General features: G+C 61.7%; 20 protein-coding genes. 7 read left to right on the top strand and 13 right to left on the bottom strand.

Going from position 1 to position 22,491, the window contains the following annotated elements:
• Positions 1–4: 4 nt before the first annotated feature.
• The 3 genes from HFD92_RS05505 to hutI form a co-directional block, all read right to left on the bottom strand.
• On the bottom strand, positions 5–853 hold the full coding sequence (locus HFD92_RS05505) for a transporter substrate-binding domain-containing protein (protein ID WP_009091244.1): 849 nt from the start codon (positions 851–853) through the stop codon (positions 5–7).
• A 315-nt stretch (positions 854–1,168) separates the two neighbouring features.
• On the bottom strand, positions 1,169–1,957 hold the full coding sequence (hutG, locus tag HFD92_RS05510; protein ID WP_167428459.1) for an N-formylglutamate deformylase: 789 nt from the start codon (positions 1,955–1,957) through the stop codon (positions 1,169–1,171).
• A complete protein-coding gene (gene hutI / locus HFD92_RS05515) occupies positions 1,954–3,171 on the bottom strand; it encodes an imidazolonepropionase (protein WP_167428460.1) in 1,218 nt (405 codons plus the stop codon). The genes hutG and hutI overlap by 4 nt, the downstream gene beginning before the upstream one ends.
• A gap of 81 nt (positions 3,172–3,252) precedes the next feature.
• Between hutI and HFD92_RS05520 the strand changes: the two genes are divergently transcribed.
• Both HFD92_RS05520 and HFD92_RS05525 read left to right on the top strand, forming a co-directional pair.
• Positions 3,253–4,608 carry a formimidoylglutamate deiminase gene (locus HFD92_RS05520; protein ID WP_167428461.1) on the top strand — a complete coding sequence of 452 codons (1,356 nt, stop codon included), beginning with the start codon at positions 3,253–3,255 and terminating at the stop codon, positions 4,606–4,608.
• On the top strand, positions 4,605–5,147 hold the full coding sequence (locus tag HFD92_RS05525) for a HutD family protein (RefSeq protein WP_167428462.1): 543 nt from the start codon (positions 4,605–4,607) through the stop codon (positions 5,145–5,147). The genes HFD92_RS05520 and HFD92_RS05525 overlap by 4 nt, the downstream gene beginning before the upstream one ends.
• Here HFD92_RS05525 and hutC read toward each other — a convergent pair.
• The gene (gene hutC, locus HFD92_RS05530) at positions 5,131–5,886 is read right to left on the bottom strand and encodes a histidine utilization repressor (RefSeq protein WP_009091253.1); all 756 of its coding nucleotides are present in this window, start codon (positions 5,884–5,886) and stop codon (positions 5,131–5,133) included. The two genes, HFD92_RS05525 and hutC, sit on opposite strands and share 17 nt — an antisense overlap.
• 305 nt (positions 5,887–6,191) lie before the next feature.
• Here hutC and hutH point away from each other — a divergent pair, with 305 nt between their 5' ends.
• The 3 genes from hutH to HFD92_RS05545 all read left to right on the top strand — a co-directional run bounded on the left by hutH (position 6,192) and on the right by HFD92_RS05545 (position 10,804).
• Positions 6,192–7,742: a histidine ammonia-lyase gene (hutH, locus tag HFD92_RS05535; RefSeq protein WP_111208968.1), complete on the top strand. Its 1,551-nt coding sequence runs from the start codon at positions 6,192–6,194 to the stop codon at positions 7,740–7,742.
• Positions 7,743–7,757: 15 nt separating this feature from the next.
• Entirely contained in the window at positions 7,758–9,443 is a 1,686-nt protein-coding gene (gene hutU, locus HFD92_RS05540; protein ID WP_167428463.1) for a urocanate hydratase, read from the top strand.
• Positions 9,444–9,646: 203 nt separating this feature from the next.
• Positions 9,647–10,804, top strand: coding sequence for a M20 aminoacylase family protein (locus HFD92_RS05545; protein WP_167428464.1), 1,158 nt, complete (start codon positions 9,647–9,649; stop codon positions 10,802–10,804).
• Between the two features lies 1 nt (position 10,805).
• On the opposite strand, the gene ybiB is transcribed toward HFD92_RS05545, so the two are convergent.
• From ybiB to HFD92_RS05565, 4 genes are all read right to left on the bottom strand, one after another.
• The gene (ybiB, locus tag HFD92_RS05550; RefSeq protein ID WP_111208965.1) at positions 10,806–11,774 is read right to left on the bottom strand and encodes a DNA-binding protein YbiB; all 969 of its coding nucleotides are present in this window, start codon (positions 11,772–11,774) and stop codon (positions 10,806–10,808) included.
• 26 nt (positions 11,775–11,800) lie between these two features.
• Positions 11,801–13,969: an ATP-dependent DNA helicase DinG gene (gene dinG / locus HFD92_RS05555; protein WP_058957717.1), complete on the bottom strand. Its 2,169-nt coding sequence runs from the start codon at positions 13,967–13,969 to the stop codon at positions 11,801–11,803.
• Positions 13,970–14,120: 151 nt separating this feature from the next.
• Entirely contained in the window at positions 14,121–14,639 is a 519-nt protein-coding gene (locus tag HFD92_RS05560; protein WP_167428465.1) for a GNAT family N-acetyltransferase, read from the bottom strand.
• Positions 14,636–15,199 (bottom strand): helix-turn-helix transcriptional regulator, encoded by a 564-nt coding sequence (locus HFD92_RS05565; protein WP_111208963.1) that lies wholly within the window; start codon positions 15,197–15,199, stop codon positions 14,636–14,638. The genes HFD92_RS05560 and HFD92_RS05565 overlap by 4 nt, the downstream gene beginning before the upstream one ends.
• Positions 15,200–15,348: 149 nt before the next feature.
• Here HFD92_RS05565 and HFD92_RS05570 point away from each other — a divergent pair, with 149 nt between their 5' ends.
• Positions 15,349–16,083: a MerR family transcriptional regulator gene (locus HFD92_RS05570; RefSeq protein ID WP_009091268.1), complete on the top strand. Its 735-nt coding sequence runs from the start codon at positions 15,349–15,351 to the stop codon at positions 16,081–16,083.
• Between the two features lie 176 nt (positions 16,084–16,259).
• Here HFD92_RS05570 and HFD92_RS05575 read toward each other — a convergent pair whose 3' ends face one another.
• Genes HFD92_RS05575 through HFD92_RS05590 form a run of 4 tightly spaced genes read right to left on the bottom strand, consistent with a single transcriptional unit; the run spans position 16,260 to position 20,009 of the window.
• Entirely contained in the window at positions 16,260–16,991 is a 732-nt protein-coding gene (locus HFD92_RS05575) for an ABC transporter permease (RefSeq protein WP_167428466.1), read from the bottom strand.
• Positions 16,979–17,926, bottom strand: coding sequence for an ABC transporter ATP-binding protein (locus HFD92_RS05580; protein ID WP_046101478.1), 948 nt, complete (start codon positions 17,924–17,926; stop codon positions 16,979–16,981). The genes HFD92_RS05575 and HFD92_RS05580 overlap by 13 nt, the downstream gene beginning before the upstream one ends.
• Positions 17,919–19,094: an ABC transporter permease gene (locus HFD92_RS05585; RefSeq protein ID WP_167428467.1), complete on the bottom strand. Its 1,176-nt coding sequence runs from the start codon at positions 19,092–19,094 to the stop codon at positions 17,919–17,921. Before HFD92_RS05585 ends, HFD92_RS05580 begins: the two co-directional genes overlap by 8 nt.
• A gap of 3 nt (positions 19,095–19,097) precedes the next feature.
• Positions 19,098–20,009: an ABC transporter substrate-binding protein gene (locus tag HFD92_RS05590; RefSeq protein ID WP_167428468.1), complete on the bottom strand. Its 912-nt coding sequence runs from the start codon at positions 20,007–20,009 to the stop codon at positions 19,098–19,100.
• Between the two features lie 304 nt (positions 20,010–20,313).
• On the opposite strand from HFD92_RS05590, the gene HFD92_RS05595 reads away from it, so the two are divergent.
• Positions 20,314–21,789, top strand: a complete 1,476-nt coding sequence (locus HFD92_RS05595; protein ID WP_167428469.1) for an MFS transporter — start codon at positions 20,314–20,316, stop codon at positions 21,787–21,789.
• Positions 21,790–21,844: 55 nt separating this feature from the next.
• Here the strand turns inward: HFD92_RS05595 and idi are convergent, their stop codons facing one another.
• On the bottom strand, positions 21,845–22,387 hold the full coding sequence (idi, locus tag HFD92_RS05600; RefSeq protein WP_009091282.1) for an isopentenyl-diphosphate Delta-isomerase: 543 nt from the start codon (positions 22,385–22,387) through the stop codon (positions 21,845–21,847).
• Positions 22,388–22,491 lie beyond the last annotated feature (104 nt).

The following is a 22,491-nucleotide window of genomic DNA, read 5'->3' on the forward strand; positions in this document are numbered from 1 at the left end:
TCACTCAGGGTGTGACATCCGTTTTGAACCACTTCTCGCTCAGCTTTTTCACTGTGCCATCGGCCAGTGCGGCTTTGATCGCCTCATCCAGCCGGGCTTTCAGATCGTTATCCGCCATGCGCACGCCCAGCGCCTCTCCCTCACCCCAGATCGGGCCGCCCAGCTGCGGGCCGCTGAAGCTGAGATTGCGGTTCTCGGGCCGCGCCAGCATCGACTGCGCGAAGGTCACGTCGTCAAACACCGCATCAATCCGCCCCGCCTGCAGGTCGAGGATGGCGTCGGCCGAGCTGGTGTATTCACGGACATCGGCCACCTCTTTGAAATATTTGTCGATAAAGGGGGTGTAAACCGTGCCGGAGGCGATACCGATCGTTTTGCCCTTCAGCGCCGCTTTCAGACCTGCTATGGCCGGCTCCACGGTTTTTGCGTCGTCGGTCAGCTTGATAATCTGGCTGTCGGCAGGCAGCAGGCTCCCTTTCAGGGTGATGAAGGTGGCAGGCGTCGAGGCGTAAGGCAGGGTGAAGCTGACCACTTTCTTTCGTTCCGGGGTAATCACAATCGCATCCATGATCACGTCATATTTTCCGGCATTAAGCCCGGCGATCATGCCATCCCAGTTCTGCACCACCAGCCTGCACTGAATCGCCATACGCTGGCAGAGATTCGCCATCAGTTCCGGTTCAAAGCCGCCGAGCTTGCCGCCTGGCAGCGTCAGGTTCCAGGGTTCATAACTGCCTTCGGTGGCAATGGTGATCGACTTCCACTCTTTCGCCTGGGCGCTGACGCCACAGAGCAGCAGAGAGGAAACCAGGGTCGTGAGACATAAACGACGAAGAGTCAGTGGGTGCGTCATACGGTTCTCCTGAAAGTAGCGGCCTGGTGATCGCCCTGACGAGATTTAACATAAATTTCACAGGATGATATGTCATGTATATACAAGCTAACGCGGCGCAGTTCATTCCCGGCTTTACTGTTTTGTGAGCCAGACAGAATTTATGGTGTGATGGAGACGCAGCAGTAGTTGTACATACAACCAAGCAAAGGTTATGCCAGCTCTGCAAAAGGGAAAAAGGCGGCCGGGAGCGCCGTGCAGTCAGGCGGCCTGCACCCGCCTGCACCGGTTCAGCGCGACGATGCACCGGAGTGGCGCATCGCCGTGGTGGGATTATCAGGTTTTGCCCTCCGCCAGCATGGCGTGGATCAGTGCTTTCAGCGTTTTTTGCAACTGCGCGGCGCGCGCCTGCTGCCAGGCGTAAGGCGGGGTTTCATCCATGTAGTTCAGCTGCGCCAGCTCCAGCTGGACGGCCTGAGTCTGCTGCTGCGGCTGACCATAGGCGCGGGTAATGTAACCGCCTTTAAAACGTCCGTTGATCACCCAGCTGTAGTCGCGCTGCGCGGCGCAGACAGCCTCCAGCGCCGCGCTCATCGCCGGGCTGCAGCTGGCACCGTCATTGGTGCCAAGGTTGATATCGGGCAGGCGGCCCTCAAACAGGCGGGGAATTTCACTGGCGATGGAGTGTGCATCAAACAGCAGTGCATAGCCGTGCTCTGATTTAAGCCGCGCCAGCTCCTGCTGGATCTGCTGGTGGTAAGGCTGCCAGATCTGGTCGATGTAGCCCTGACGCTGAGCCGCATCGGGCGTTTTGCCTGGCAGGAAAGTCGGGGTGCCGTCGAACAGGGTTTCCGGGAACAGACCGGTGGTGGCGGTGGTGTAAAGTGGCTGATTATCGGGCGGACGATTCAGATCGACCACGAACCGCGAGTAACGCCCGATTAACACACTGGCTCCGAGGTCGCGCACGAAATCATAGAGCAGCGGGATGTGCCAGTCGGTGTCCGGTAATCCGCGCGCGGCGTCGCTCAGTCCGGCGTCCACCTCGGGCGTCAGTTCAGTGCCGGCATGGGGAATACTGACCAGCAGCGGCAGGCTGCCCCGGGTAAATATGAAGGGATTCATTGGGGTTCTCCACGATAGATAACGGTACAGGGCAGCTCACCGCCCAGCCAGTAAACCAGTTCCGCCGGACGGGCCAGCGGCCAGTGAACAAAGTTCGCCACTTTTCCCGCCTCCAGCGAGCCGTGGCTGTCAGCCAGCCCCAGCGCTTTTGCGCCCCACAGGGTCACGCCCGCCAGCGCCTCTTCCGGGGTCATGCCGAACAGGGTGCAGCCCATGTTGAGCATCAGACGCAGCGACAGCGCCGGTGAGGTGCCGGGATTGGCATCGCTGGCCAGCGCCATCGGCACCCCGTACTGCCGGAAGAGATCCACCGGGGGACGCCGGGTTTCCCGCAGCAGATAGAAAGCGCCCGGCAGCAGCACCGCCACGGTGCCGTGTGCCGCCATCGCTTTCGCATCCTCCTCGGTGGCGTATTCAAGGTGGTCGGCAGAAAGGGCACCGTAACGGGCCGCCAGGGCCGCTCCCCCCAGCGATGAGAGCTGCTCCGCGTGCAGCTTCACCGGCAGACCGAGCGCCACCGCCCGATCAAACACCCGCGCGACCTGCTGCGGTGAAAAGGCGAGATGTTCACAGAAGGCGTCTACCGCATCCGCCAGTCCCAGCGCCTGCACCTGCGGCAGCAGCCGTTCGCAGATGATGTCGACCCAGCCCTCCGGGTCATGCTTAAACTCCGGCGGAAAGGCGTGGGCGGCCAGGCAGGTGGCACGGACATCGGCGGCCACGCTCTGCCCCAGCTGACGAATCGCGCGCAGCATCCGCAGTTCGCTCTCCTCATCCAGCCCGTAGCCGGACTTGATCTCCACCGTGGTGACCCCCTCTGCCAGCAGGCGGTCGAGCCGCCAGCGCGCCGAGGCCACCAGCGCCTCCTCTGTGGCGGCGCGGGTCGCCCGTACCGTCGAGAGGATGCCGCCGCCCTGTGCGGCAATGTCGGCATAGCTGACGCCATTCAGGCGCTGTTCAAACTCCTGACTGCGGTCACCGCCAAACACCAGATGGGTATGGCAGTCCACCAGTCCCGGCGTCACGATACCGCCCGGCAGATGATGATGCCGCGCGGCGACGAAGGCGGGCATCTCAGCCGCCGGGCCGACCCACACCAGCTTACCCGCCCGCACCGCCATCGCCCCCTCAGGTATCAGGTGGTACTTTCCGTCCCGCATGGTGACCAGATCCGCCCCGGTCCAGACCGTCTCTACCTGCATCTCTTCCGCCATCGCTGCCTCGTGCCTCCACCGTTTACACTGTGTCATAAAGTATGTATATGTATATACAACTACATCCGACGAGGATCAACCATGGCGACTTTTTTTGCCCCGCGCGCACTGCTGGCGGAGGGCTGGCAGCAGCAGGTACGTATCACGGTCAATCAGGCCGGTTTTATCGACGCTCTTACCCCGGAGAGCCACGCCGACCAGGCGGTGCTGCTCAACGGCGAGGTGATCCCGGCGATCGCTAATCTGCATTCGCACGCCTTTCAGCGCGCCATGGCCGGTCTGGCGGAAGTGGCGGGCGATCCGCAGGACAGCTTCTGGACGTGGCGTGACCGGATGTACCGCATGGTGCAGCGCCTGACGCCGCAGCAGGCGGGCGACATCGCCGCCCTGCTCTACATTGAGATGCTGAAAGGGGGTTACACCCAGGTCGCGGAGTTTCACTATCTGCATCACGATCCCAGCGGCGCGCCCTATGCAGATGACGCCATGCTGCAGCAGCTGATCGACGCCGCCGAACTGGCCGGTATCGGCCAGACGCTGCTGCCGGTGCTCTACAGCTACAGCGGCTTTGGCAGCCAGCCTCCGGCTGCCGGGCAGAAACGCTTTATTCAGCAGACCGATCGTTATCTGCAACAGCAGGCGCGACTGGATGCGTGGCAGCAGCAGCGGCCTCTGCTGAACCGCGGCCTCTGTTTTCATTCGCTGCGGGCCGTCAGTGAAAGTCAGATGGAGACGGTGCTGGCGGAGAGCGATCCGACGCTGCCGGTGCATATCCATGTGGCGGAGCAGCAGAAAGAGGTGAATGACTCGCTGGCGTGGAGCGGCGAACGCCCGGTGAGCTGGCTGCTGAACCGTTTTGCCGTGGATGCACGCTGGTGCCTGATCCACGCCACTCATCTGGATGAGAGCGAGCTGACGCGCCTTGCCCGCAGCGGTGCGGTTGCCGGTCTCTGCCCCACCACCGAAGCGAATCTCGGTGACGGCATTTTTCCGGCGGTGGAGTATATCGCGCAGGGGGGACGCTGGGGCATCGGCTCCGACAGCCATGTCTCGCTCAGCGCCCAGGAAGAGCTGCGCTGGCTGGAGTATGCGCAGCGACTGCGCGATCAGCGCCGCAACCGCATTACCCTGCCCGACCAGCCGTCGGTCGGCGATCTGCTGTGGCAGCAGGCGGCGGCGGGCGGTGCGCAGGCGTGCGGCATTCAGCAGGGAACGCTGGCGGTGGGGCAGCGCGCCGACTGGCTGGTGCTGCGCGATGAGGCGTGGCTCGGCAGCGTGGAATCTCAGGCGCTGCTGAACCGCTGGCTGTTTGCCGGTCAGCGCGATCAGATTCGGGACGTCTATGTAGCGGGTAAGGCGGTGATCGTCGATGGCGAGCATCCCCATCAGGCGGCGTGTGCCAGACGCTTCCGTCAGGCCATGGCGGCACTGCAATGATCGCCCGCTTCTCTTACGCTGACCTGGCGGTCAGCCGCTGGCGTAATGGCGGTGGCGAAACCCGCGAAATTGTCAGCTTTCCGCCCGGTGCGGAATCCTTTGGCTGGCGCGCCAGCATTGCCACCCTGGCGCAGGATGGCCCCTTCTCAGCCTTTCCGGGCATCGATCGGATCATCACCCTGCTGCAGGGCGACCCGGTCCTGCTTACCGCGCCGGGCGCAGCGCATCGGTTAATGCCGCAGCAGCCCTGGTCATTTGCCGGCGAACTGGCCCTGACCGCGCAGTTGCAGGGCAGCATCAGTGAAGACTTTAACATTATGACGCGGCGGGAGCAGTGGCAGGCCACGGTTGAGGTGGTTACCGCCCCCGTCAGCAGCCTGCACGGGGTTGCCTGGGTGCTGGCAGGCGCGTGGCGGAGCGATGACGGGAAACAGCTGACCGCCCGACAGGGCGCATGGTGGGTCGATGAGGCGTGCAGTTTCATGCCCGACAGCCGGGACGCCCGGCTGCTGTTTACCAGGCTTAGCCGTGTCCCCTGAAGCGGCCCAGCAGTTTGTAACGTGAGCCGGGATAGAGCAGCCGCGCGTAGGTCACGATTTTGTTGTCGCTCCAGGTCTGACGGCGGATCAGCAGGCAGGGTTCGTGCTCATCCAGCGACAGATGTTTGCGCTGACGCACATCGGGCAGCACCGCCTCGACAATGTGCTCGCCCGCCGTCAGCGGCGCAACCCGCATCAGATAGGTATACGGGGTCATCTGCTGATAATCCTGCGCCAGATAATCGGGGGCGACCAGCGGATTGACCAGCCTGTCCTCCAGCTGTACCGGCAGATCGTTTTCGTAGTGCACAATCAGCGAATGATAGAGCGTCTGCCCGGTGGTCAGTCCCAGCACCGCCGCCTGTTCGGGATCGGCTTTGTTCTGGCCGATGGCGAGAATTTTACAGCTGTGCTGATGACCGCGCTGGGCGATCTCATCGGCGATGTTATGCACCTCCAGCATGGCGGTGTAGCCTTTCATCTCGGCCACAAAGGTGCCGACGCCCTGCATCCGGACCAGAAAGCCTTCGCTGGTCAGTTCACGCAGCGCCCGGTTGATGGTCATGCGGCTGACGCCCAGCTCATTAACCAGTTCACTTTCTGACGGCACACGCTGATTCGCTTTCCACATTCCTTCGCGGATCTGGCTGATGATCGCCTGCTTCACCCGCTGATAAATCGGGGCGGGCTCATCGCTCATCGCCGCCGCCAGTTGTGCCAGTGCCGTATGCTCGACCATTTGCTGTTCCTTTTCCTGATAGTGCCTTCAGTTTACTGTCTCACCGCGTGAATGTATATACATCCAGTCCGGCGCGCTGTGCCCCGCTGGTGCAGCGCCCGCCTCCTGATGGTGCAGCCTCCGCCTTCGTTTCCTCACCCACCCGCAGCAGGCAGGCATTCCATTTTTGTGATCGGCCTGGCACGCCCCTTGCTACTTGTATAGACAAGAATAGACACTTATGCTTCACTCGCATTATCCCGCTGGTTCAGAGCAGGAAAAACCGCTCAGCCGTGCCAGCACACTTGTATAGACAGGAGTAGACTATGTCAGGTTCGTCTCAGGCATTGCGCCTGGTGCCAGGTGAGGTAGACCTCGCCACCTTACGCGCCATCTATCAGGGTCACGTGACGCTGAGCCTCGATGACAGCGCGCGTCAGGCGATTGCAACGGCGCAGCAGACCGTGGAGGCGATCGTCGCCTCCGGCAACGTGGTGTATGGCATTAACACCGGCTTTGGCAAGCTGGCGCAGACGCAAATTCCGGCCAGCCGTCTGGCCGATCTGCAACGCAATCTGGTGCTGTCTCACAGCGTCGGGCTGGGGGATCTGCTGCCCGACAATGTCACCCGTCTGGTGGTCGCCACTAAAATCGTCAGCCTGGCCCGCGGTCACTCCGGCGTGCGGATCGAACTGGTGGAGGCGCTGCTGGCGCTGTTTAATGCCGGTGTGATGCCCTGCATTCCGGAAAAAGGATCGGTCGGAGCCTCTGGCGATCTCGCGCCGCTGGCGCACATGTCGCTGATGCTGCTGGGCGAAGGCCAGGTGCGGGTCGATGGCGCGCTGATTCCGGCAACAGAGGGACTGGCAAGCGTGGGCCTGTCGCCCTTTGTGCTCGGGCCGAAAGAGGGGCTGGCGCTGCTCAATGGCACCCAGGTTTCGACCGCGCTGGCGCTGCGCGGCCTGTTTGAAGGGGAGAATCTGTTTGCCGCCGGGCTGATGGCCGGTGCACTGTCGCTGGAGGCGATTAAAGGCTCCCTGAAACCGTTCGACGCCCGTATTCATCAGGCGCGGGGCCAGCAGGGCCAGATTGCGGTCGCGGCCGCCGTCAGCAGCCTGATCGAAGGAAGTGAAATTCTGCAGTCCCACACCCACTGTGGCCGCGTGCAGGACCCCTACTCCATCCGCTGCGTGCCGCAGGTGATGGGTGCCTGCCTGGACAATATCCGCCACGCGGCGCGGATTCTGGAAATCGAAGCGAACGCTGCCTCGGACAATCCGCTGGTGTTCAGCGACAGCGGTGAGGTGATCTCCGGCGGCAACTTCCATGCCGAGCCGGTGGCCTTTGCCGCTGACATCCTGGCGCTGGCGATTGCCGAAGTGGGCGCTATCTCTGAACGGCGGCTGGCGCTGCTGCTGGACAGCGGCTTATCCGGTCTGCCGCCCTTCCTGGTGCGTGACGGCGGCGTGAACTCCGGCTTCATGATCGCCCAGGTCACCGCCGCTGCGCTGGCCTCTGAGAACAAGTCGCTGGCCCATCCGGGCAGCGTCGATAGCCTCCCCACCTCTGCAAACCAGGAAGATCACGTCTCCATGGCGACCTACGCTGCGCGTCGTCTCGGCAGCATGTGCTTTAACAGCGCCGCCGTGGTGGGCATCGAGGCGATGGCTGCCGCGCAGGGTATTGAGTTTAACCGGCCGCTGAAAAGTTCTGCGCTGATTGAGCAGGCGTTAGATGAGATCCGTCAGCAGGTGGCCTTCCTGGAGGAAGATCGCCTGCTGGCACCCGATATCGACGCCATGCGTCAGTGGGCGAGTCGCGCTGACTGGCCTCAGGCATTGACCGCGCTGCTGCCGAGCATGCGCTCCACTTCTTGAATTAAGGAATCTGTAATGAGCGAAACTCTTTCTCAGGCTGTGGCACGTGAGATTCGTGCGCCACACGGCACTACGCTGCACTGCGCTAACTGGCTGATTGAAGCGGCTTACCGCATGATTCAGAACAACCTCGACCCCGATGTGGCCGAGCGGCCGGAAGATCTGGTGGTTTACGGCGGCATCGGAAAGGCGGCACGCAACTGGGAATGCTTCGAGCAGATCCTGCGTTCCCTGCAGCTTCTGCAGCCGGACGAAACCCTGCTGATCCAGAGCGGCAAGCCGGTCGGTGTCTTCCGCACCCACGCCGACGCGCCGCGCGTGCTGCTGGCGAACTCCAACCTGGTGCCGCACTGGGCAAACTGGGATCACTTCCATGAGCTGGATAAAGCGGGCCTGATGATGTACGGCCAGATGACGGCAGGCTCCTGGATCTATATCGGTGCGCAGGGCATCGTGCAGGGCACCTACGAAACCTTTGTCGAGGCGGGACGTCAGCACTACAACAGCGACCTGAGCGGACGCTGGATCCTCACCGCCGGACTGGGCGGCATGGGCGGCGCGCAGCCGCTGGCCGGGGTGCTGGCTGGCGCCTGTGTGCTGGCGATTGAGTGCCAGGAGTCGCGCATCGATTTCCGTCTGCGCACCCGCTACGTCGACTACAAAGCCACCACGCTGGATGAGGCGCTGGCGTTGATCAGCGACGCCACCGCCGCGAAAAAAGCGATTTCTGTCGGTCTGCTGGGCAATGCCGCTGAGATTCTGCCGGAGCTGGTAAAACGCGCCAGGGCGGGCGGGCCGAAGCCGGATATCGTGACCGATCAGACCTCGGCGCACGACCCGATCAATGGCTATCTGCCGATTGGCTGGGATCTGGCGCGCTGGGAGCGGGAGCGTGTTTCCCAGCCGAAAGCGGTAGAGAAAGCGGCGCGCGCCTCAATGGCGGTCCACGTCCAGGCGATGCTCGACTTCTGTCATATGGGCATTCCGACCGTGGATTACGGCAACAATATCCGCCAGGTGGCGCTGGATGAGGGTGTCAGCAACGCCTTCGATTTTCCCGGCTTTGTGCCCGCCTATATCCGTCCGCTGTTCTGTGAAGGCAAAGGCCCCTTCCGCTGGGTGGCGCTGTCAGGCGACCCGGAAGATATCTATAAGACCGACGCCCGACTCAAAGAGCTGTTCCCGCATCACAAAACGCTGCATCGCTGGCTCGATATGGCGCAGGAGCGCATCGCCTTCCAGGGACTGCCTGCCCGTATCTGCTGGCTGGGGCTGGGTGAACGGCATCTGGCCGGCCTGGCATTCAACGAAATGGTGCGCAACGGCGAGCTGAAAGCGCCGGTGGTGATTGGCCGCGACCATCTCGACTGTGGTTCGGTCGCCTCACCGAACCGCGAAACCGAGGCGATGAAAGATGGCTCTGATGCGGTCTCTGACTGGCCGCTGCTGAATGCGCTGCTGAACACCGCAGGCGGCGCGACCTGGGTCAGCCTGCATCATGGCGGCGGCGTGGGTATGGGCTTCTCTCAGCACTCGGGTGTGGTGATTGTCTGTGACGGCAGCAAAGAGGCGGATGCGCGTCTGGGTCGGGTGTTATGGAACGATCCGGCGACCGGAGTGATGCGTCATGCCGACGCCGGGTATGAGCTGGCGCAGCAGTGCGCCGCAGAGCACGACCTGAACCTGCCCATGCAGAAGTAACACCCTGACCGGGGCAGGCCGCAGCCTGCCCCGGCTTTCAACCTCACGCTTCGCACCCGGCGGCAGGCCGCTGACATCACTTCCTTATTACTTATTCCATTTTGATTTAGCCTATAGCCCGATTTAAGCCTGACGGCGATAGACGCCGCGCCAGACGACCTCTAAAGTGAAATCTTCTCATTCTGTATGGAGCGCGACTCTGCATGACCCTTTCCCCTGCCCTGCTAGAAGATGCCCTGCGCTGGCGCCGTGAGTTTCATCGCCACCCCGAATTAGGTTACCAGGAACAGCAAACCAGCCAGTTTATCGCGGAGGAGTTAGCCCGGGCGGGATTGCAGGTGTTTCGTGGCCTGGCGGGCACCGGGGTCATCGGCACGCTGGAGAATGGTCCTGGCCCGGTCATTGGCCTGCGGGCGGACATGGATGCGCTGCCGATCACGGAGAAAGGGGAAGCGGCGTGGCGCTCTGTCACACCGGGCGTGATGCACGCCTGCGGCCACGATGGTCACAGCGCCACGCTGCTGGCCGCTGCCCGCCAGCTGGCCGCGACGCGCCAGTTCAGCGGCACAGTGCATTTCATCTTTCAGCCTGCCGAGGAGAACCTCGGTGGCGCACGCAGAATGGTGGAAGAGGGACTGTTCCAGCGCTTCCCGATGGATGCCATCTACGCGATGCATAACTGGCCGGGGCTGCCGCTGGGGTCACTGGCGGTGAATCCCGGCGCCATGATGGCGTCGCTGGACTCGTTTGAAATCACCCTGCACGGCAAAAGCTGCCACGCGGCGATGCCGGAAAGCGGAGCCGATCCGATGGTGGTCGCCGCCGAGCTGATTCTGGCGCTGCAGACGATCCCGTCGCGTCGCCTGTCACCGCTCGCCTCGGCGGTGGTGAGCGTGACCCAGATCCACGGTGGCGAGGCGATTAACGTTATCCCCGAGCAGATCGTGCTGCGCGGCACGGTGCGCTGTCTGCAGACCAGCGTGCGCGATAAGGTGCGCGGACTGATTGATGAGTTTGTGGCGACTCTGCCGCGTCCGTTTGGCGTCAGCGGTGAGGTGCACTGGTTGCCGGGCTATCCGGTGACCGCTAACCATGCGCTGCCCGCTGAGCAGGTGCACAAGGTGGCGCTGGCGACGCTGGGTGCCGGACAGGTTCACTGGCAGGTAAATCCGTCGATGGCGTCGGAAGATTTTGCCTGCATGCTGGAAGCCTGCCCTGGCGCTTACTTCTGGCTGGGCGCAGATGGAGAAACCCCCTCTGCGCCGCTGCACAACGCCCGCTATGATTTCAACGACGCGCTGCTGCCGATTGGCATTCGTTTCTGGCAGGATCTGGTGGAACAGGCCCTGCCGCAATCCTGAGTCAGTAACCGGCGGCGCGGATCTGCTCCTCCGCCGCCGCCAGTGAATCGCACTGACCGCTGGCGCGCAGGCAGCAGGCGATCTGCAGCCGCAGCGATGCGGGCAGCGGGCGCTGCTGATTCAGCACCTCCTCAATCCAGCGCGCCGTCACCTCTGCCGTTTTATCTGCCGGCAGCTCAACGGCCACTTCTGGCTGACGCTCCACCCAGACTTCGGTTTCGGCTCCCGCGCCCTGAATCATGCTGATCGCCGGGCAGCGCTGCGGATTCGCATACACTTCCCCTTCGGTGCCATTAAGCAACAGGGCTGGCGCATCGATGTCGCTGAAGAATTTCGCCACACGCGGCACATACTCCGGATGCGAGACGCTCGACAGACGCAGCGCCGCCCGCTCCGCAAACGGGGTCGCCAGTTTTGCCAGCGTGTGCGCACTGTTACGCACGCCCATTCGCCAGCGCAGAGACAGCTGCTTCGCCATCGGCGGGCAGAGGTGATCGATGGTGATAAAAGCCAGCTCGCCCTGATCCAGTCTGGCCTGCGCCGCCTCTGCCGTGGTGACCGGTGCGATGCCGAGCGCGGCAAACACCGCCTCGCTGGTAATGCGCGTCGCGTCGTCGCTGACGCCATGCACCAGCACCGGAAAGCCGAATTTTACCAGCAGCAGCGCCAGCAGAGGCGTCAGGTTGCCCTGACGACGGGCACCGTTGTAGCTGGGGATCACGATCGGCATGGGCCGGTTTTCCGGCGCACGCAGCGGCATCATCTGCGCCTGCATCGCCTGATAAAAGCCGCGCATCTCCGCTTCGCCTTCGCCTTTGATGCGCAGCGCAATCAGGATACCGCCCAGTTCCAGATCGGGCACCTCGCCCGCCAGCATCGCGCTGTAGAGCGCCACGGCACTCTCAAAATCGATATCGCGGGCATGATTTTTACCGCGACCAATCTCTTTAATAATTTTATTCAGTTCCATCACTCGCTTCCGGTTAAGTGCGCGGCTCAGCGCCGCGTGGGACGTCGTTTTCGCACGCTGGTTTTGGGCACAACGGCGGCCGGTATCGCTTCCGGCTCGGGCGCTTCCGGCTGCTCAATCGGGAAGACGGGCAGCGCCGCCAGCAGCCGGCTGCCGTAAGCTTTGCTCAGCAGCCGGCGGTCATAAATCACGATCTCGCCATAGCATTGATGGCTGCGAATCAGGCGTCCGACCTGCTGAATCAGGGTAAATGAGGCGCTGGGCAGACTCTGCACCTCAAACGGATAGCGCTTCAGGCTTTTCAGCCACTCGCCTTCGGTCAAAATTACCGGACTGTCTACCGGGGGAAAAGCGATTTTGTGAATATGCACCTGACTCAGCAGATCGCCTTTCAGATCCAGGCCTTCAGCGAAGGATTGCAGGCCAATCAGAATACTGGTTTCGCCTTTAGCAACCCGCTGCCGGTGCAGATCGACCAGGCGGCTGCGCGGCTGATCGCCCTGTACCAGCATCGACAGCCGCAGATCGGGCAGCGCGGTGACAAACTGCTGCATCGCCCGGTTGCTGGCAAACAGCACCAGCACCCCTTTGTGCTTTTTCTCTTTCATCTGCTGGCGGAAGAAACCGGCCATCTCGGCGATATGCTCCGCCTCATGCGACATCAGGGGTTCATAGCGCATCTGCGGGATGACCAGCTTGCCCTGCCCGACGTGGTTGAACGGGGAGTCGAGCGCCACAAAGCGGTCGCCCGCTTTTTCGCTCAGTCCCGACATCTCCTGCAGGCGGTTGAAGCTGTTGAGCGAACGCAGCGTGGCGGAGGTGACCACCACATGCGGGATTTTGCGCCACAGCATCTTCTCCAGCTGATCGCTGACGCGGATACCGGCGCAGTGAAACAGCAGGTGCGCCTGCCCTTCGCGCAGCTCGCGGGTGATCCATTTTGAAACCGGCGCGCCGGAGGCTTTCTCCATTGCCGCCAGCCGCCACAGTTTACTGATCGATTCGAACCAGCCAAACTGGCGATTGAGCTGCAGCAGATTACGGTGCAGCCGCACCACGTCGACCTTGCCCGTCTGCTCGCTCAGCGCATTGATCAGGCCTTCACTCAGCCCGCGCAGCGCGTCACTGAGTTTAAACAGCCGGGCGCAGAGGTCGAGTAACTCCTGCGGCAGCGCCCCGAGCACAAAGCGATATTCGCCCGGCTGGTTATGGGGCGGCAGCAGCGGATTCAGCGCCTGGGCGGTCACCGTAAGCAGTTCGCGCAGCTCATCGCAGTGCGCTTTCAGCCTTTCCGGGTTTGCCAGCGGCGGCGGCGACTTCGGCCGCATCTGGGTCATGATGCCGTCGACCAGCCGGATAAAGAGATCGAGCTGCAGGCTGCTCCAGCCCGGCGTGATGTCGGCGCTCATCTCCAGCGCATCGCGGGCCACTTCCGGCAAATGATGCCCCTCATCCAGCACCAGCATCAGGTTTTTAGCGGGCGGCAGTACCGACTCATTCTCCATCGCGGCCATCACCAGCGCATGGTTCGCCACCACCACATCCACCTGCTCAATCTCACGGCGCGCGACAAAAAAGGGGCATTCACGATACCAGCGGCAGTGCGCGCCCAGGCAGCTCGCCTTGTCGGTGGAGAGCCGCTGCCACAGGCTGTCGCTGACGTTCTCCTCGCTGTGATCGCGCAGGCCATCCCACTGATAGCGATCCAGTGACTTCTGCAGGCGGCCACACTGCGTCTGCTCCTCTTTGGTGCTGCTGACGGCGTCGTCGTCCAGATAGAGCAGCAGATCGCCCTGCTGATCGTCATCGGCTGCCAGCGCGGCCAGATTGCGCGGACAGACATAGCGTCTGCGTCCAAAGGCGGCAGTAAAGGTCAGATCGGGAATGATTTTTTTGAGCAGCGGCAGATCTTTGGTGAAGATCTGATCCTGCAGCGCCACGTTGGCGGTGCTGATCACCAGCCGTTTTTCCTGGGCGCGGCTGGCCGCGATGCCGGGAATAAGATAGGAGAGCGTTTTGCCCACGCCGGTCGGCGCTTCCACCGCCAGGTGGCGCGCATCGTCGCCAGCCAGACATTTTGCCACTTCGGCGATCATCTGACGCTGCGGCGCACGCGGAATGAAATCAGGCACCTGCTGCGAAAGCGCTTTATACCACTGCGCTATCTGGCTTTTTACTGCGGCTGTCAGGGCCATGAGTTGCGTTACCACACCGAAAAAATGGCCTGTATTTTTACACAGTATCCCGGCGGCGTCAGCTTTCGTGCTGAATTTTTCGTGCGCCGTCGGAAATTTCAGCGGATAGCGTGGAGGCGTTCAGCGCCGGGTCGTCCGGCGCGGAAGCAGGCTACGCCAGCACCTTATACATATAGGTAGTGGCATCCAGCACGCCCGCCGTCGACTCGGCATAAAAGGGGATCGACCCTGCCACCTGCCAGCCCAGCGAGCGATAGAGATCGCTGGCAACGTCACCGCTGCGGGTATCCAGCACCAGCAGCGTTTTTCCCTGCCCGCGGGCCAGCTGCTCAGCGCGCTGCATCAGTTCGCGGGCAATCCCCTGACGCCGCGCCTGCGGATGCACCAGCAGCTTGCTGACGTCGGCCCGATGGCGGCCGTTCGGCATCGCGCTGCGACTGAGGATCACCGTCGCCACAATCCGGTTGTGCAGACGCGCCACCAGCAGTTCACTCTCCCCGCTGGTCAGACTGGCTACCCGCTGCTGCCAGAAGCGCGTCATCACCGCCACATCGGCGGCATCCACGAATCCGACACTGGCGCCATCGGCCACGCAGGCCTGAAGCACTGCCGTCAGCCCATCGATCTCCTGTTGTGCCTGTTCAGGTGAAAGCCTTTGATAATCGATCATGGTTTTGCCACCGCCAGCAGATAGTGTGCGCCTTCGGTCAGATGCGCCTCGAAAGCCGATTTTCCGGTGAGGTGAAAACGTAAACAGTCACCGGGCTTCAGCGTCCACTGCTGTTCGGCCACCGATACGGTCAGGCCGCCTGCCTGAAGCAGGATATGTTGCTCCAGTCCCTGGATGGGTGGCGCATCATATTCAATGCGTGCACCAGGCCGTAATTTGCCCTCTACCAGTTCGCATCTAAAATGAAGTGCGGGCGGTGAAACATTGCGGCGGATAAAACCGCTGGACGAGTCATGCCAGACCGGTTGCTGATCATAAGGCACCAGCAGACTCGACGACTCCTCAACCTCACTCAGCAGGCGAGACATGGTTAATCCGTAGGCGGCACACAGCCGGTTAAGCAATGCGGCAGTAGGGCTGGTCTCGCTTCGCTCAATGCGCGATAATGACGCGCGACTGATGCCGGTGGCGACAGAAAGTTCATCCAGTGACCAGCCGCGTTGCAGGCGTAATTCTGCCAGCCTTACCGCCAGTCGTTGCTCCGTATTCAGCTCCGGCATGGTATTTTCTCATATAAGGGAAATATTCTCTTAAATGAGATATAGCTGGAAACAGGCGTATCAGTCAAGTTGTACATTGCGAAATGTATTGTACAACTTAACTGGCTTCGTTATGGTAATCGCACTCAGACCAATCGAAAGAGGCATTTATGACCTTATACAGTATCGGTGACGTCGCCGAGCGCTGTGGCATAAACCCAGTCACCCTGCGCGCCTGGCAGCGTCGTTATGGCTTGCTGAAGCCACAGCGCACCGAAGGCGGGCATCGTCAGTTTGATGAAGAAGATGTACAGCGCATCGAAGAGATCATGCGCTGGATTGAAAGCGGCGTGCCGGTCGGTAAAGTCAAGGCACTGCTGGAAGGGGGCGACGTGGATGCCCATGATGGCTGGACAACCCTGCAGGATGAGCTGATCAGCGTGCTGCGCCACGTCAGACCCGCAAAACTTCGTAACAAAATTGCCGCGATTGGCCGCGAGCATCCGATTGATGCGCTGATCGACCACGTTTTTATGCCGGTGCGCCAGAAGCTGAGTCTGGACCAGAACACCGCCCGCACGATGTGCAGCCTGCTGGATGGTCTGCTGATCGACTATGTCGCGTTCTGCCTGACGGGCAGCCGCAAAAAATCGGGCAAGGATGCGCTGATCATCGGCTGGGGTATCGAGGATCGCACCCGCATCTGGCTGGAGGGCTGGCGTCTGTCGCAGCACGGCTGGCGGATTGATGTACTGGCCGAACCGCTGGACGTGCCGCGTCCTGAACTCTTTCCCGGCATGAACATGTTTGTCTTTACCGGTAAAAAACTGACTCGTCGCCAGCAGGAACAGCTGTCACACTGGCAGGAGCAGGGCTATTCCGTGCGGTTGCACGAACCCGCCTGATAACAAAAAACGCACGCCGGGCGCTTTGCCTGCTGCCTCGCGCGCGCTATTATCCCCGCCTCACTGTTAACACGCTCAGGTTTTCTCCATGAACTGCAAAAAAGCCTTTTTCGCCACGCTCTTTTTTATCATGGCCGTCGGCGGCACCAGCGGACTGATGCTGGTCGGATACTCTCTCATCGTTCACTCACGCTAAGCCAGCGTTGCAGGCGCTCAAACAGGCGGTCGCTGACGATAGCCAGCAGCGCCACCAGCAACGCCCCCTGAATCACATACGCCGTATTAAAACCGCTTAAGCCGATAATCACCGGTGACCCCAGACTTTTCGCCCCGACCGTCGAGGCGATGGCGGCGGTGCCGATATTAATGATCACCGAGGTGCGTATTCCGGCGATGATCACCGGCGCAGCCAGCGCCAGCTCGATCTGCCACAGCCGCTGCCAGGGGCTCATACCCAGCCCGGTGGCGATCTCCCGGCTGCTGGCGGGCACGCTGTCGAGTCCGGCCAGCGTGCCCTGTAAAATCGGCAGTAACCCATAGAGCAGCAGCGCAACGACGGCGGGCCAGGTCCCAAAGCCCATCACCGGCACGGCAATCGCCAGCACGGCCACCGGCGGAATCGTCTGCCCCGCCGCCACGATCGTCTCCATCAGCGGCCGGAAGGCGCGACCGGCGCGCCGCGTGACCAGCACGCCGCTGCCGATGCCCAGAACGATCGCCAGCAGGCTGGCCGTGATCACCAGCAGCAGATGCGCCAGCGTCAGCTGCCAGAAGCTCTCCTGCTGATAGAGTGGCCGCGCCAGGTCGGGAAACCATGTGTGAAACAGCGGCCAGCTGTAGGGCATCAGGGCCAGCAGCGCGCCGTAGAGCAGCACCAGCCACAGCAGCGGATCTTTCAGCCAGCGCATGCTAATCCCTCGCGCAGTTGCAGCAGATCGCTAAAGTGCAGCACGCCCAGCGGCTGCTGCTGATCGTCGACCACCGGCAGTTTATCGGTACGCCGGGTGATAAACTGCGACAGGGCGTCACGCAGCGTCAGCGTCGCGGCGATGGGTTCGCCCGTCAGCCACTCGCCGCGCCGGACGGCATCCCCGGCGTGCTCCAGCGACAGCAGTCTTACCCCCATTTCCGTGCGACCAAAGAAGTCGCGGACAAAATCATTTTCTGGCCGGGTCAGCAGCTCCACCGGCCTGCCCTGCTGAACAATCCCGCCGTTATCCATCAGTACAATGCGGTCCGCCAGGGTCAGCGCCTCGTCGATGTCATGGGTCACCAGCACGATGGTACGCCCCGACAGCCGGTGGATACGCAGCATCTCCTGCTGCAGCGCGCCCCGCGTTACCGGATCGAGCGCCCCGAACGGCTCATCCATCAGCAGCACCTCCGGATCGGCGGCCAGCGCTCGCGCCACGCCGACCCGCTGCTGCTGCCCGCCGGAGAGCTGATGCGGATAGCGCTTCAGCAGCTGTGCGTCCAGATTCAGCAGCGCCAGCAGCGCCGTGATGCGTTCGTTGATCTGCGCGCGGGGCCAGCCCAGCAGTTCGGGCACCGTGGCGATATTCTTCTGCACCGTCCAGTGCGGAAACAGCCCGATCGACTGGATGGCATAGCCCATGCGGCGCCGCAGCGTGCGGGCATTCAGCTGGCGAATTGACTCACCGGCAAAGCGGATGTCACCGCTGTCGAACTCCACCAGCCGGTTGATCATCTTGAGGGTGGTTGATTTACCGGAGCCGGAGGTGCCGAGCAGCACGCAGAACTCCCCTTCCGCTACCTGTAACGACAGATCTTTTACCGCCGTTTTGCCGTTAAAGGCGCGGGAAACGCCCCTGAACTCAATCATCTTTTCTCTCCAGCAGTGAGATCAGCAGGCGGAACAGCGCATCTATCGCCACCGCCAGCGCGATCACCGGGATCACCCCCAGCAGCACCAGATCGAGCGCGCTGCTTAACAGGCCCTGAAAAATAATCGCACCAAAGCCGCCTGCCCCAATCAGCGCGGCGACCACCGCCATGCCCAGCGTCTGTACCACCACTACCCGCAGACCCGCCAGCCAGACCGGCAGCGCCAGCGGCACATCGACCGCGACAAACTGCTGCCAGCCGCTCATCCCCGTGCCGCGCGCGCTTTCGCGCACCTCGTGTGGCACCTGCTGCAGCCCCACCACCACGCTGCGTACCAGCGGCAGCAGGGCGTAAAGCACCAGGGCGATCAGCGCCGGGGCCATGCCGATGCCGCTGATGCCCCAGGCCCCGAGCCACGGAAAGTGATTTGCCAGTCCGGCCAGTGGCGCAATCAGCAGGCCAAACAACGCCACCGACGGCACCGTCTGGATCACATTCAGCACGCCAAAGACGCCGCTCTGCCAGCCTGGCCGCCGGAACAGCAGGACCCCCAGCGGCAGCGCTATCAGTAACGCTGGCAGCACCGTGCCGGCCAGCAACGTGAGATGGCGTCCCAGTGCGGCATCAAACACCGCATGGCGGTTGGCATACTCTTTCAGCAGGGAGAGGTCGCTGAGCTGACCGCTGAAGAGCAGCAGCAGAGGCAGCAGCCAGACCTGCAGATTGAGCAGCAGCTGAGCCAGCCGGTGACGGGTGATCTGCCGTACCCGATCGGTGATCAGCAGCAGGAGCAGCGCGCCGCTGCACCACAGGCCGCTGGCAAAGCTGGTGCGTGCCAGACGACTGCCCTGCTGGCTGAGCAGCGTGGCCTGATGACCACTGAGCCAGAGGATCGCGGCCAGCATCAGCTGCGCGGCCAGCAGCGCCAGCGCCAGGTTTACCCGCGTCGGCGGCCGCCATAACAGCAGCCAGAGCGTCAGCAGCGGCACAAGCAGCAGCCCGAACCAGCTGATGTGCGATCCCATCAGCGGTTCCCCGGCCACCAGCCGGTTCGGGGCGAAGTTAAGAAACGGCAGCGCCGCCAGCGCCAGGCTCAGCAGCGTCAGCAGCAGCAGGGCCACCGGCTGCTGCAGCGGGCGACGTATCGCTTCCCGCGATAACACCATCGGTTACAGCAACTTCTTCTGCTGCAGCCATTCGGTCGCGACGCTGCTGGCATCCTGACCGTCCACGGCGATTTTCGCGTTGAGCTGTTGCAGCGTCTTCTCGTCCAGCGCGCTGAATACCGGCTTCAGCCATTCCGCAATCTGTGGGTACGCTTTCAGAACCGATTCGCGGATCACCGGTGTCGGGGCGTAAATCGGCTGAACGCCTTTCGGATCGCTGAGCGTCTGCAGACCCAGCGCCGCCACCGGCCCGTCGGTGCCATACGCCATCGCCGCGTTCACCCCGGAGGTCTGCTGTGCCGCCGCGCTGATGGTCACCGCGGTATCGCCGCCAGCCAGCGACAGCAGCTGATCCTGCGTGAGGTTAAATCCGTAGGCTTTTTCAAAGGCGGGTAAGGCGTCGCTGCGTTCAATAAACTCTGCCGACGCCGCCAGTTTGAAGGTCCCGCCCTTTTTCAGCCAGGCACTGAGGTCGGCCAGAGAGGTAAGCTGATTCTTTTCGGCCAGATCTTTTCGCACAGCGATGGTCCAGGTGTTGTTAGCCGGTGCCGGTGTCAGCCAGACCAGATGGTTTTTCTCCGCATCGAGCTTTTTCACTTTTTCATAGCCCTGGGCGGCATTCTTCCAGGCGCTGTCTTTTTCATCGTTAAAGAAAAATGCGCCGTTGCCGGTATATTCCGGATAGATATCCAGTTCGCCCACCGTGATCGCGCCACGCACCACCTGAGTGGTGCCGAGCTGGATTTTATTCACGGTTTTCACGCCATGCTTTTCCAGCACCTGAAGAATCACATTTCCCAGCAGCGAGCCTTCCGTATCAATTTTTGAGCCGACCCGCACCGGATCGGCTGCCTGTGCTACCCCGATGCTGAGCAGTAAGGCGCTGACGCCGATCCAACCCCGAATTCTGACCATGACCTTTTCCTTATCGCATTATCGCGTGTTGTTATAGCGTGATGTTTTCGCGAGGCGTCAATGGTGCGCCTGAGCGATCAGACTGCTCTCCTGCTTTGTGAGTCGATGCTGGCAGGGCGCGAAGCGGTAAATTCTCTGCCTTAAAAGCGTAGCCTGGCGCGGCGGTGATGCCGCTGACTTTCTCGCAAGCTGATAACGATTTGAGATTATAAAATAATTTTATATAACTCAAATGAATTTACGTCTGGGCGTCTAAACGGCTATTCTCGAAAATCTGTTTTTATAATAAAAGACGCATAACATCATGTCCGACCTGACTTCTTCTGCCCATGTGGCGACTGCCGGGCGTTCGCCCGCCGGGGAAACGCAATGGATTCGCAGCGCCGCTGACGTCTCCCGTTTAGTGAACAGCGGCGACAGCGCCCGCAATAATGCCCGCATCGTGGTGGCGATTGCGCTGGGAGGCGTGTTTCTTGACGCCTACGATCTGGGTGCGCTGGCTTTTGGCATCAAAGATGTGACGCGCGAATTTCATCTTACGCCGACCGGCACCGGCATGATCGCCTCCGCGATTACCTTCGGGGCGATCGTGGGTGCACTGCTCGGCGGCTACCTCACCGATAAGATTGGCCGCTATCGGGTCTTTATGGCCGATATGTTCTTTTTCGTCGTCGCGGCTATCGCCTGTGCTTTTGCTCCCAATGAGTATGTGCTGGGGGCAGCGCGCTTTGTGATGGGCCTGGGTGTCGGCATCGATCTGCCGGTGGCGATGGCCTTCCTGGCGGAGTTTTCGAAGCTGCGCGGTAAGGGGAATAAAGCCGCCAGCGTGGCGATGTGGTGCCCGACCTGGTACGCGGCGATCAGTATCTCCTATCTGCTGGTGCTGCTGCTCTATGCGGTATTGCCGGAGAGCCATACCGACTGGCTGTGGCGGCTGATCCTGGGGTTTGGAGCCGTGCCGGCGATAGTCATTATCGCTATCCGCAGTCGTTACATGAGTGAGTCGCCGGTCTGGGCGGCCAATCAGGGCGACCTGAAAGGGGCGGCGGCGATCTTACGCAGCGCATGGAATATCAACGCGCAGGTGGCACCCGATGCCGCGCTGACGCCGGTTACACCGGTGCGCAGGGCGAGCTGGCGCAACTATGGTGCGCTGCTGCAGGGCGTCTATCGCCGCCGCACGCTGCTGGCGACCATTACCTCTATCGCCTCATCCTTTGCTTATAACGCCGTCGCATTTGGCCTGCCGGTGATCATCACCAGTTTTTTTGCCCAGTCGATGCTGACCACGATTCTGGTGTCGCTGGCGCTGAATCTGCTGTTCGCCTTTGTGGGCGGGCTGCTGGCGGTGCGTCTGGTGCCGCGTCTGGGTGCCTGGAAGATGTCGGTGGCGGGTTACAGTTGTCAGTGTGTGGCGCTGCTCGGACTGGCGCTGATTGGCCGCCCGGAAGGGGGGCAGGAAGCGGCTGTCGCGATCGGGATGCTGGCGCTGTTCCTGTTTGGCCAGGGATTCGGGCCCGGCTCGCACACCATGACCTTTGCGTCACTGAGCTACCCCACGTCGCTGCGGGGTGTGGGCGTCGGCTTCAATCAGACGCTGATGCGCGGCAGTTCGACCGTTTCACTGTTTCTGTTCCCGGTGCTGGTTGCGGCGCTCGGCACCGGCGTGTTCTGGGTGATCTTGCTGGCCCCGCTGGCCGGACTGCTGGCCCTGCTGGCCATCCGCTGGGAACCATCGGGCTATGATGTGGATGCAGAGGATTTTGAGCTGCCGCGATAATCCGCGCTGAGGGCGTGGACAGAGCGCAGGAAAACCGCACCTCAGTGCGGTTTTTTTATGCCGTAACGGCCGGGAAAGGAAACTGCTCCAGATAGTCCGGGATACGCGGGAAGGTATGCAAAAACCACGGCGTGAACTGCTCTGGCTGCTGCTGCATCTGCTCTTCAATCAACGCCATCGGGCGATAATCGAAGGCGTCCGCTTCCTGCGGATTGAGCTGCGGCAGGCTGTCGCAGACGGCAAAAAAGACGTGACCATATTCATGCTCGGTCAGGCCATTACTCAGCTTCAGGTTGTAGCTCAGCTCAAACACCGGCGTCAGCGTCACCACCATGCCCATCTCTTCGCGCAGGCGGCGTTCAGCGGCGTCACGGGTCGATTCATGAGGATACGGATGCCCGCAGCAGGTATTACTCCACAAGCCACCACAGTGATATTTATCGCTGGCGCGCCGCTGCAGTAACAGCTCCTGCCGGGAATTGAAGACGTAGACCGTCACCGCGCGGTGCAGTAGTCCTTTTTCATGCACTTCCAGCTTTTCCATTTTGCCGGTGGGACGATCGAGGTGGTCAACGAGGATAACTTCAATAGCAGACATGGCGTTTCCTTGAGATTATTCTCAACTATTCTGGCACAAGATTCGCGGTTTGGGCGTAACAGAAAGGAATTTTTACCCTTATCGGGCGGAGGTAAGCGGATGAC

The organism is Pantoea sp. EKM101V (assembly GCF_011800325.1).
Lineage (GTDB): Bacteria > Pseudomonadota > Gammaproteobacteria > Enterobacterales > Enterobacteriaceae > Pantoea > Pantoea anthophila.